Below are 10,393 nucleotides of genomic sequence, written 5' to 3'. Positions count from 1 at the left end.
GGTACCGGCAAGGAACTCATCGCCCGCTGCCTGCATGAACACAGCGAACGGCGCCGCCAGCATTTCGTGCCGCTCAACTGTGGCGGCCTGCCCGAGGCGCTGGCCGAGAGCGAACTGTTCGGCCACGAGGCCGGCGCCTTCACCAGCGCCAATCGCGTGCGCGTGGGCAAGTTCGAATACGCGAACGGCGGCACGCTCTTTCTCGACGAGATCGAGAGCATGYCTATGGCGGTGCAGATCAAGCTGCTGCGTGCCTTGCAGGAGCGCTCCATCGAGCGCATCGGCTCCAACAAGGCCATTCCCTTCGACTGCCGTGTGGTGGCCGCGAGCAAGGAAGACCTCAAGGAAATGAGCGATCGGCAGAAGTTCAGGGCCGACCTGTACTACCGGCTCGGCGTCGCCTTCATCGAGCTGCCGCCGCTGCGCGAACGGCGCGAGGACATCCCTCTGCTGTTCGAGCATTTCACGCTGTTGGCGGCTGCGCGCTATGAGCGCGTCGCCCCGATCCTGAGCAGCGCGCAGGTCGCCGACCTGATGGCCTACGCCTGGCCCGGCAACGTGCGCGAACTGCGCAACGTGGCCGACCGCTTCGTGCTTGGCCTGCTGGGCGAGCGCCTGACGCAGGTGCGCGGCAACGCCGAAGCCATACCCGCCTTGCCGCGCGGACTGCCGCAGCAGGTCGAGTCCTTCGAGCGGGCGGTGATCGTCGAGGCGCTGCGCAAGCACCAGGGTGACCAGCCGGCCACCGCCAGCGCGCTGGCCATCGCGCGGCAGACGCTGCACGACAAGTTGCGCAAGCTCGGTATCACGGCGGACGAATTCAAGTCTCAGTGACTCCCTGACCGTGCCTATCTCATCACCAGGCCGCCGTCGACGAACAGCACCTGTCCGGTCATGAAGCGGCTCCAGTCGGAAGCGAGAAACAGCACCGGACCGGCCACGTCCTCGGGCCGGGCGATCCGACGCAGCGGGGTGGCAGCGATCAGCGACTCGCGGAACTCTTCCCGGGTCGCGCGGCTGGCCTGCGTGGGATAGACCAGGCCGGGGGCGACGCAGTTGACACGGATGCCGAGCGGCCCCAGCTCGGCGGCTAGGTTGCGGCTGAAGCCGACCAGCGCGGATTTGGCGGTCGTGTAGTCGTGGTACGGAATCACCGGGCGCTCGACCAGGTCGCTGACGATATTGACGATGCTGCCCTGGGCGCGCTGCCTGAAGTGCGGCAGCACGGCCCGGCAGACGTTGTAGGTGCCGCCGACGGCGCCGTCGAACTGTGCCTGGTAGTCCTGCCACGCCGTCTCGTCGAACAGGGCGCGGCGCTGCGGGTCGAATGAGTAGGGGCGGAAGGCGTTGTTGACCACCACGTCGATGCGCCCTGCTTCATCCAGGACCTGTTCCACCATGGCCTGCACGGCCGCGGCCGAATTGACGTCGGCCTTGGCCGCCCAGGCATCGCCACCGGCGGCCTTGCAATCCGCGACCACGGCGGCAGCGGCGTCGTCGTTGCTCAGGTGGTTGACCACCACCGTCGCGCCCTCGGCTGCGAAGGCCTGCGCGATGGCCGCGCCGATGCCACGGCTGGCCCCGGTAACCAGCACCACCTTGCCGTCGAACTTCATGGCGTCGGCCTTCATCGTGCCGGCAGCAGGTCCGTGGCGACCACGTCGGGGACCTGGATCTCGTGCTCGATCAGGCCCAGCTTGCGGTAGGCATCGGCGGCCTTCTGCAGCGATTCGAGGTCGAAGGCGCCGAGGCCGTTCTTCGCGGTGGCGGCCGATACGGTGGCGGCATTGCGCAGACGGATCACCTCGAGGTTGGTGGCGCGGTCGGTGCCGTCGATGGCGTATTTCACGGCCAGGCCTGCCGCCTCCTCGGGGTTGGCGATCATCCAGGCCGCGCTCTCGCGATAGGCCTTCAGAAAGCGCTTCAGCAAGGGCTTGCGCTGCTGGTAGACCTGTTCGCGGACCACGAACAGGTCACTCGACACGTTCAAATGGCTGCGCACCTCCATCACGTTGACCTCGCCCAGTCCCTTGCGCCTGCCCACCAGCAAGCCGGTGTCGGTGGCGGCGGTGGCATCGACCTGGCCTTGCAGCAGTGGCGCGAAGTTCAACAACCCGGTCACGACGATGGTGACGTCGGATTCGGACAGGCCGGCCTGGTGCAGCAGCACCAGCAGGTTCTGGCGGGTGCCGCTGGACAGGCTGTAGACGCCGATCTTCTTGCCCTTCAGGTCGGCTGGCTTGGTGATGTTGGCGGACTTCAGCGAGACGACGTTGAAGACGTTCTGCGGGTAGATGTCGTAGATCGCGCGCAGCTTCTCGCCCTTGTCGAGGGCCGAGAAGAAGGCCCCCGGATCGGTGAAGGCGACGTCGGCCTGGCCGGTCAGGATGTTGCGGATCGCGTCGCCCCCGCCGGCGCCCGGCACGTAGGCCAGATCGATCCCGTTGGCCTTGAAGATGCCCTTGTCGGGCTCGACCAGCAGGTGCGTGATCTCGGTGATCGGCTTGCTCCAGCCGGCCACCGTGATCTTCTCGAGCGGGTCGGCGGCGTTGGCGCCGCGGGCGGCCGTCAAGGCCAGGATCGCGGCGCTCGCGAGCAGCGCGGTACGGCGTGCGATGGGTCTTTGCATGGACAGTGGTTCCTTCATGAGATTCGGGTGTAGGGCAGCAGCAGTCGCCTCTCGACGGCCAGCGTGATCTCGTAGAGCAGCAGCCCGAGCGCGGCGATGACCACCAGCACCGCGAACATCAACGGCGTGTCCATCATCCCTTGCGAGGCGATGATCAGCGCGCCGAGCCCCTGGCTGGCGCCGATGAACTCGCCGACCACGGCGCCGACCAGCGCGAGCACTACCGCCACCCGTAGGCCTGCCAGGATGCCGGGCAGGCCGGCAGGCAGCTTCAGGCGCAGCAGTGTCTGGCGCCGCGTGGCGCCCAGCATCCGGAACAGTTCCAGCCGCTGCGGGTCGACCTGCTGGAGGCTGGTCACGGTGTTCTCCATCAAGGGGAAGAAGCAGATCAGCGCCGTGATCACCACCGTCGACGTCATGCCGAAGCCGAACCACACGATGAAGAGCGGCGCCAGCGCCAGCTTGGGGACGACCTGGCTGACCACGATGTAGGGCTTCAGCAGGCGCTGCAGCAGCGTCGACTCGGCCAGGGCCACGCCGCTGGCGAATCCGATCAGGCAGCCGGTGGACAGGCCAAGCAGCAGCTCGAGGCCGGTTGCGCGGATGTGGGGCCACAGGTAGCCGGTGGACAGGCCCATCCAGAGCGACTTCATCACCGCGGAAGGCGCCGGCAGGACCAGCGCCGACACGCCGGAGGCGCGCGACGCCAGTTCCCATCCGGCGAGCAGGGCGAGCAGTAGCGCCCAGGCGCCAAGCCGCGTGCGTGCGGAGGCCTTGTTCATGCCGTTGCCATGTCCATCGCATCGCGCACCTGCGCGCAATGCCGATTGAAGGCTTCGCCGTAGCGCATCGCCGGCGCGCGTGGCCTGCTCACCTCGACACGGATGTCGCAGACGATGCGGCCGCGGTCCATCACCGCGACCCGGTCGCCCAGGTACACCGCCTCGGCGATGTCATGCGTGACGAACAGGACGGTGGTGCGGCGCAGCCGGCACATCTGCAGCAGGTCGTCCTGAAGCTCGCCACGCGTGATCGCGTCGAGCGCGGCAAAGGGTTCGTCCAGCAGCAGCAGCGCCGGCTCGAGGATCAGGGCGCGCGCCAGGGCCACGCGGCTTTGCTGGCCGCCCGACAACTGCCGGGGGTAGTGCTGGGCGTGGTCGGCCAGGCCCAGCAGCGCCAGCAATTGCCGCGCCTTGTCGATCTCGCCCACGGTGGGCTTGTGCTGCAGCGACACCGGCAGCAGGACGTTGTCGATCACGCGATGCCACTCGAGCAGCGTCGGCGACTGGAACACGAAGCCGAGTTGCGGGCCGGGCGCGACCACTTCCTTGCCCTGCAGGCGGATTCTGCCCGTCTGGGGATGCAGCAGGCCCGCGGCGAGCTTGAGCAAGGTCGTCTTGCCGCAGCCGCTGCGGCCGACCAGGCAATGGAACTCGCCTTGCGCGATGGTCCAGTCGATGCTGCGCACCACCGGCGGCCAGCCGGGATAGGTGAAGCCCACCTTGTCGATGTCGAGGAAGCTCACGGTCGATCCTAGTCGGCGTAAGGCGCCAGCTTGTCGGCCGCAATTTCTGCCGACTGCTCGATCTCGACCATACGCACCAGGTCCAGCAGGTTGAACCGGCCGTCGTGGTGCCAACCCGCCTCCGGCGAACTCATCGCGCCGATGGCGCTGATCCGTGTCACGCCGACGGCTCCCAGCAGTTCCGACAGCCGGAACAGTTCGGCCGGAGCCGCCGCCACGCCCGCCGTTTGCAGGAAGGGCCGCTGCGCTTCCACCCGCGCGACCACCTGGTCCAGCGTGTCGACCGCGACGACCTGGATGCTGCGGTTCAGCGCCGTCGGTGCCAGGTCTTTCGCCTCATCGGTGTAGGCGACCCCGAAGGCGGCACCGTCCTCGCCGATCAGCTCGCCGCTGAACCCGCCGCCCGCCGCCATCGCCTGCAGCTCGATGCCCTGGCGCCAGCCGGCGACCGCGGCCGAATCTTCCAGCGCGAGGGCGCGGCGCGGAAAGCGGTTCTGCAGGTTGGCGAGCTCGCTGGCGAGGTACTGCGCGAATTGGCGCGGCGACACCCTGCCGCCGCGTTCGACGTAGAAGACATGGGGCGAATAGCAGCCTTGCTGGTCGTAGCGCATCACGTCCCAGGCGGCCAGGCGTGCGGTCGCCGGCGCACGCAGGGTATCGAGGGCCGTGGCGCTCACCAGGCCGAAGCCCAGCTTGTGGCCGTACGGCAGGAAGCGCGTCGTGACCGGCAGCCGACGGCGGACTTGCTCCAGCGAATCGTTGCCTCCATAGGCGAGCACGGTGTCTGCCTCGGCATAGAGGGCCGACGCCTGTTCCTCGGCACCGCCTTTCCACCACACCAGGGCCAGGCAATCGGCCAGCGGCGGATGGACCTCGGCCAGCAGTCGCGCGAACAGGCCCGCGAACAGCGGCTCCGCGCTCGGCAGCTTGCCGATGTTCCCGGCCTTCACGAGCAATCCGCAGACCAGGCTCCAGAGCGGGAGAGCCGGCACGTTGCCGGCCCAGCTGTGGACCAGCAGATCCGGCCCGAAGGCCTTGGCCGCGCCGCCCTTGGGGCGTGGCTGGAATTCGTCCAGCAGCTTGGGATTGGCGAAATCCTCGGCGACGAAGCGATGCAGTTGCGGCGCGCGAAAGGTCTTGAAGAAGGCCGTGAGGCCCAGGCGGACCATCTCGGCGTCGTAGCCGCTGACGATCGGCAGCAGCTGGTCGAGCTCCTGGCGGCAGGGGTCGGCCGGGTCCAGCAGCCGGGCCATCGCGCGGTCCACGACGGCCACGATCTGCGACACGGTCATGGTCTTCAGATGGCGGCGGCTGGCCTGCTTGACCCGCACGGCGAGCGCGCGAATCTGTTCCGGGCTCAACACGGGCACCGCGACCTCGAGTCGGGTCGGGCCCGAATCGAAGACCAGGGTCTGCCACGCAACCTCGGCGGGCGCCAGGCCGGGCAGGTAGCCGGCAACCGCGTGCAGCGTCGTCATGCCGCCGCCCGGATGAATTCCTCCACCGCCAGCGAGCAGCCCTTGGCCTGCGCGCCCTCGGCGCGACCCAGCAGCAGGAAGCCGCCGTCCGCTGCCAGGCCCACGTCCTCGGTCAGGATGGTGGTCACCGAATTGAAATTGGCGAGGTCGCAATGAACCAGGATTCCGCGCTCGCCGGGCGCGACTTCACGGCCCGTGAGCGGGTCGACCAGCCGGGAGCGGATCCAGTGCGGCCCGGACTTCACCGAGGGCACCGACGCATTGCCGGCATCATAGAACTGCGTGCTGAGCTCGGTCATGCCGTACATGTTGATGCAGTGCGATCGCTCGATGCCGAGCAGCGCGGCCAGCTCCGCATAGAAGGTGTTGAGTGGCAGTTCGCGCGACTGTCCCTTGTAGCCGCCGGTGTCCAGCACCCGGCTGGCCGCGGGCAGGCGGAACGACAGGCCGTGCTGTTTGAGTTCGTCGATCAGGTGCACGAAGCTGTAGCTGGCGCCGAGCAGCGCAAAGGGCTCGCCGCGATGCTCGGCATCCGACAGGGCCTCGCACAGGCCCGGGAGGTCCAAGCCCTGAGGGCTCATGAAGTAGCGGCTCTCCCCGGTTCCGAAGGCGTCCAGTGCCAGCGCCAGATAGTGGGCCAGCGAGGAATTGGGCAGCACGGACTCGGTGGGGAACAGGATGCCCATGCGCATCCGGCCGCGCCCCTGCATGAAGCGCTGCGAGAAGTTGCGGATCATCGAGCGGTCGTAGACCGCCAGCGTCGGATGGAAGTGACGGCCCTTGACTTCGCTGCGGGTTGTGCCGCTGGTCATGAAGACCMGGTCGGTTGCGGCCGGCGGCTCGCAGCGCAGTTCCAGCTCCTTGAAGGCGTCGATCGGCACGGCCGGGATGTCGCTCCAGCGCTTCACGTTGCGCGGGGTCGCGCCGCGCCGCTGGCAGAAGCGTCGATAGGCCGCATTGTTGCCGTACTGGTGGGCGAACAGGCGCAGGGCCAGCCGATCGAACGCATCGTCGGTGCACCCGTCTTGCGCGATGAAGGCGAGGACGTCGGCGACCACGTCGCCGGCCGCACCCGTGACCGCGGAGGTGTTGTTCATAAGGACTTCTTCGTGACCGTGAAACGGATGCTCCGAAGGCCACGTCGACCTCGGCAGGATGCGCCGAAGCTCGAAGTGATTGCTCTTCTTCCGCCGGCATTAACCGGTTCAAGTTCGCGGGTTTAGATCTCAGCACTGTGGCGTGCACCCCGGAGCGATGTCGATATTACATGGATCCCGGGCGCGCGCGGCCTCCGGGGTCCAGCTCCCGGTAGAAATAGGTGGTCGCGCACAAACCACCCTGCGGCAGCAGCGCATAGCCGGGAATCGCCCCGGCCCGGTGCCAGCCGAGGCGCGCATAGAGCCGCTCGGCGCTGTCGCTGGAAGTGTCGAGAACCAGCAGCGTCTTGCCGCGGTCGCGGCCCAACTGCTCGGCCGCGCGCATCAGCGCCTCGCCCCAGCCCCGGCATCGTGCGCGGCGGTGGACCAGCATCTTCGACAGGTCCGCGCGGTGCGGCTGGTTGTCAGGCTGGGCCAGCACCAGCTGCACGGTTCCCATAATGCCCTCCGCATCCTCGGCAATCAGCAGCGCGCGCTCGCCGCGGGCGACCCCCTCGGCCACCTGGCGCCAGAACGCCATGGCCCTCGACAGAGGCAACGGCTGCATGAAGCTCACCGAGGCGCCGCCGTCGACGCAGTCGATCAGCAGTTCGGCMAGCGCGCGCAGTTGGGCTTCGGAGACCGTGTCGAGGCGGCGAATGCTGTGGACGGAAGGGGTGGTATCGGTGGCCATTTTTCATCTCCACGCAGAGGGCAGGGTGGCAATCACGACGGCATAGCGCGTCACGCGGGGCGTCGGGTTGTGATAGCTCACGGGACGGTCGAGCACATGCGCCAGGCAGTCGCCGGCGTCGAGCCGATGGCAGACATCGCCGACCGTGACCTCGATGCTGTTCTCGAGCACCCACACCTGCTGGTGGATGCGCGACTCGCGTGCGCCGCTTTCGTAGGCCACGCGCGCCTTCGGCGGAAAGGCCACCTCGACGATCTGGATCGGCGACGACCCGCCGGCCGGCGAGACGTTGCGCCGCACGTAGCCCGAATGCGGATCGCGCCACAAGGGCTGGTCGGCCAGCCGCGCCACCGGGCTGTCGCTGGCCTGCGCCGGCTCGCACAAGGAGGCCAGCGCCACGCCCAGGCCGGTGGCGAGCTTCTCCAGCACGACCGCGGTCGGGCTGCTCTCGCCGCGCTCGATCAGCGAAATCATTGAGCGGCTGACGCCGCAGTCCGCGGCCAGCGCGTCGAGCGAGAGGCCGCGCGCCGCCCGCAGTTCGCGCACCCGCTCGGCGATGCGCTCGTTCAGTCCGCTTGTTTGATCCGTCATGTTGGAATAAGTATCCTATATATTGGATAGATCGTCCAGTCCGCGCCCCAAGCACCCGGCACGGCGGCTGCTTGGTTAGCATCGTGGCGAGCGGGAGCGGTTCGGCCCCGATCGAGAAGGAGTTCCCATGCGATACCTGCCATTGCCCGGCGGCGGGCAAATGCCCGCGCTCGGACTGGGCACCTGGAAGCTGGGTGAGTCCGCGGCGCGTCGGGCCGCGGAAGTCGCCGCGGTTCGGGCGGCCATCGACATGGGCTTGCGGCTCATCGACACGGCCGAGATGTATGGCGAGGGCGGCGCCGAGGAGGTGGTCGGCCAGGCCGTGGCCGAGGCGCTGCGTGCCGGCGACGTGAAGCGCGAGGAGCTGTTCATCGTCAGCAAGGTCTATCCGCACAACGCCAGCCGCAGCGGCACCCCGAAGGCCTGCGCGCGCAGCCTTGCGCGACTGGGCCTCGACCACATCGACCTCTACCTACTGCACTGGCGCGGCGAGCACCCGCTCGCCGACACCCGGGACGCGATGCGGGCGCTGGTCGCCGACGGCAGGATCCTTCGCTGGGGGGTCAGCAATTTCGACACCGACGACATGGAGGAGCTGGCCGCGCTGGCCGGTGACTGTGCCGCCAACCAGGTGTATTACTCGGTGGCCGAGCGCGGCCCCGAGTTCAGCCTGCTGCCCTGGCAGCGCGCGCGCGGCATGCCGATGATGGCCTACAGCCCGATCGACCAGGGCGCGTTGGCCGCCGACGCCGGACTGCAGCAGATCGCCCGCGGGCTCGGCATCAGCGCGGCGCAACTTGCGCTGGCATGGGTGCTGGCGCAGTCCGGCGTGGCGGTCATTCCGAAGGCGGTGCGCGAGGCCCATCTGCGCGACAACCTCGCGGCGGCCGGCCTCGCGCTGAGTCCGGAGGTGCTGGCCGCGATCGACGGCCTGCACCCGGCGCCGCGGCGCAAGAAGCCGCTGGCCATGATCTGAGCCCATGACCCCGCAACTCGGCCTCGTCCTCGCGCTGCTGGCCGGTGCCGTGCTGATGTTCGCGGTCGGCCGCCCTCGCACCGATGTGGTCGCGCTGCTCATGATGGCGGCACTGCCCTTCACCGGCGTGATCAGCATGCAGGAGTCGTTGGCCGGCTTTGCGGACCCCAGCATCGTGCTGATCGCGATGCTGTTCGTGATCGGCGAGGGCTTGTTGCGCACCGGCGTGGCGCAGCGGCTCGGCGACCTGCTGGTGGCCCGGGCGGGCGGCAACGAGACGCGCCTGATCGTGCTGCTGATGCTCATCGTGGCTGCGGTCGGCTCGGTGATGAGTTCGACCGGCGTGGTGGCGATCTTCGTGCCGATCGTGATGCGCGTGGCGCGCAACACCGGTGTCGCCGCGGGACGCCTGATGATGCCGCTGTCGGTCGCGGCGCTGATCAGCGGAATGTTGACGCTAGTGGCGACGGCGCCCAACCTGGTGGTCCATGCCGAGCTGGTGCGCGAGGGCTCCGAGGGCTTCCACTTCTTCAGCTTCACGCCCTTCGGCCTGCCGCTGCTGGTGATCGCCATCATCTACATGCTGGGCGTGCGGCGCTGGCTGGGTGGCGCGCAGCAGCCGCCCCGGACGGCCGATCGCCGGGCCGGGCTCGACCAGTGGATCGACGAGTACGCACTGGCCGAACGCGGGTCGCGATTCCGCGTGCGGCCCGGGTCCACGGCCGTCGGCCGGGTCTTCGAAACGCTCGAGGCGGGCGCCATCCCGGGCCTGAATCTGCTGGCCATCGAGCGTCGCCGCCGATTTGCGCGCGACGTCCTGGCGCCGGGCACGGCGATCGAGGTCGGCGACGTGCTCTTCTTCGACCTCTGCCGGCCCGGCGCCGACCTGGAGGGACTCGGCCATCGTCTGGCGCTCGAACGATTGCCGCTCGCCGGCGCCTATTTCTCGGAGCATGCGCAGGACATCGGCATGGCCGAGGTGCTGGTCCCGCCGGGCTCCGCACTGATCGGCAAGACCATCGTCGAGGCCGGCCTGCGTGCCCAGCACGAGGTGTCGGCCATCGGCCTGAAGCACGGCAGCACGCCCGAGCGCGGAGACATTCTCGACGTGCCGCTGAAGGCCGGCGACACGCTGCTGGTGGTCGGCCTCTGGCATGCGATCCGCCGGCTGCGCCCCGACATGGACCTGATCCTCTTCAACCTGCCGGCTGAGTTCGACGAGGTATCACCCGCGGCCTCGCGCGCGCCGTTCGCGCTGGCGTCGCTGGCATTGGTGGTGGTGCTGATGGTCAGCGGCGTGCTGCCCAATGTGCAGGCGGCGCTGATCGGCTGCCTGCTGATGGGACTCTTCGGCTGCGTCGACC

11 protein-coding genes and 1 riboswitch are annotated in these 10,393 nt (G+C 68.7%); of the genes, 3 read left to right on the top strand and 8 right to left on the bottom strand.

Going from position 1 to position 10,393, the window contains the following annotated elements; genetic code table 11:
* Positions 1–834: sigma 54-interacting transcriptional regulator (locus AC1DY5_RS27685; RefSeq protein WP_478116590.1), on the top strand; the 834-nt coding region annotated here is incomplete at its 5' end.
* Between the two features lie 14 nt (positions 835–848).
* On the opposite strand, the gene AC1DY5_RS27680 is transcribed toward AC1DY5_RS27685, so the two are convergent.
* From AC1DY5_RS27680 to AC1DY5_RS27645, 8 genes are all read right to left on the bottom strand, one after another.
* Positions 849–1,616 carry an SDR family oxidoreductase gene (locus AC1DY5_RS27680; protein WP_478116591.1) on the bottom strand — a complete coding sequence of 256 codons (768 nt, stop codon included), beginning with the start codon at positions 1,614–1,616 and terminating at the stop codon, positions 849–851.
* 11 nt (positions 1,617–1,627) lie between these two features.
* Positions 1,628–2,629, bottom strand: a complete 1,002-nt coding sequence (locus tag AC1DY5_RS27675; RefSeq protein ID WP_478116588.1) for an ABC transporter substrate-binding protein — start codon at positions 2,627–2,629, stop codon at positions 1,628–1,630.
* Positions 2,630–2,643: 14 nt separating this feature from the next.
* Entirely contained in the window at positions 2,644–3,411 is a 768-nt protein-coding gene (locus AC1DY5_RS27670) for an ABC transporter permease (protein WP_478116586.1), read from the bottom strand.
* Positions 3,408–4,154 (bottom strand): ABC transporter ATP-binding protein, encoded by a 747-nt coding sequence (locus AC1DY5_RS27665; protein ID WP_478116584.1) that lies wholly within the window; start codon positions 4,152–4,154, stop codon positions 3,408–3,410. Before AC1DY5_RS27665 ends, AC1DY5_RS27670 begins: the two co-directional genes overlap by 4 nt.
* An 8-nt stretch (positions 4,155–4,162) precedes the next feature.
* The gene (locus tag AC1DY5_RS27660; RefSeq protein ID WP_478116582.1) at positions 4,163–5,632 is read right to left on the bottom strand and encodes an acyl-CoA reductase; all 1,470 of its coding nucleotides are present in this window, start codon (positions 5,630–5,632) and stop codon (positions 4,163–4,165) included.
* Complete coding sequence (locus tag AC1DY5_RS27655; RefSeq protein ID WP_478116580.1) at positions 5,629–6,729, bottom strand: LuxE/PaaK family acyltransferase; 1,101 nt, start codon at positions 6,727–6,729, stop codon at positions 5,629–5,631. The genes AC1DY5_RS27660 and AC1DY5_RS27655 overlap by 4 nt, the downstream gene beginning before the upstream one ends.
* 68 nt (positions 6,730–6,797) lie before the next feature.
* Positions 6,798–6,891: riboswitch (TPP riboswitch) on the bottom strand.
* A gap of 4 nt (positions 6,892–6,895) precedes the next feature.
* Positions 6,896–7,462, bottom strand: coding sequence for a GNAT family N-acetyltransferase (locus AC1DY5_RS27650; protein ID WP_478116578.1), 567 nt, complete (start codon positions 7,460–7,462; stop codon positions 6,896–6,898).
* 3 nt (positions 7,463–7,465) lie between these two features.
* Positions 7,466–8,053: a helix-turn-helix domain-containing protein gene (locus AC1DY5_RS27645; RefSeq protein WP_478116576.1), complete on the bottom strand. Its 588-nt coding sequence runs from the start codon at positions 8,051–8,053 to the stop codon at positions 7,466–7,468.
* A gap of 127 nt (positions 8,054–8,180) precedes the next feature.
* Between AC1DY5_RS27645 and AC1DY5_RS27640 the strand changes: the two genes are divergently transcribed.
* Positions 8,181–9,029, top strand: a complete 849-nt coding sequence (locus AC1DY5_RS27640; protein WP_478116574.1) for an aldo/keto reductase — start codon at positions 8,181–8,183, stop codon at positions 9,027–9,029.
* Positions 9,030–9,033: 4 nt separating this feature from the next.
* Positions 9,034–10,393: SLC13 family permease (locus AC1DY5_RS27635; RefSeq protein WP_478116573.1), on the top strand; the 1,360-nt coding region annotated here is incomplete at its 3' end.

The sequence above is a fragment of the Variovorax sp. P4_D9 genome (assembly GCF_056401695.1).
Note: the sequence above shows the minus strand (reverse complement) of the source record. Positions and strands in the feature narration are given on the sequence as shown.